At 71.5% G+C, this 543-nt stretch carries 1 protein-coding gene; it reads right to left on the bottom strand.

Features of this window, described 5'->3' with window-relative positions; translation table 11 throughout:
• A partial coding sequence (locus ACXJKJ_RS31820) for an acetate--CoA ligase family protein (protein WP_457395710.1) occupies positions 1-543 on the bottom strand: 543 nt, incomplete at both ends.

The following is a 543-nucleotide window of genomic DNA, read 5'->3' as shown; positions in this document are numbered from 1 at the left end:
TCGACGTCGGACTTGTGCGGGATGTCGGCGGAGAACACTTTCACCGCGACCGTGGCGCACTGCTCCAGCAGCGGCTGGGCCAGGTCCATCGCCTCGTGCGCGTCGCGCGCCTGCATCACCGGCGCCGAGGGAATGCCGTAGGCGGTGAGCAGCTGGTGGGTGGCGATCGGGTCCAGCCACTGCTGGCCGGCAGCGAGCGCGCGCTCGACCAGCGCCCGCGCGGCGACGGTGTCGACCACGAAATCCTCGGGCAGGCTGGGCGGGGTTTCCATCAACGCGGCCTGCGCGTCGCGGTAGCGCACCAGATGCTGGAAGCCGCGCACGGCCTCGGCTTCGGTGGGATAGGTCGGCACGCGTGCCGCGTTGAGGGTGGCAGTGGCGCGGTCGTCGTTGCCCAGCCAGACCGCGAACACCGGTTTGTCGCGGTGGTGGCGCGGGCGCAGGCCAAGGGTGCGGGTGAGCGCCTGCGCGGCGTCGGCCGAGGAGGTGAACGCGGTGGGCACGTTGACCACCAGCACCGCGTCGTTTTCGCTGTCGGACATC

The sequence above is a fragment of the Roseateles sp. P5_E1 genome (genome assembly GCF_054049335.1).
Note: the sequence above shows the minus strand (reverse complement) of the source record. Positions and strands in the feature narration are given on the sequence as shown.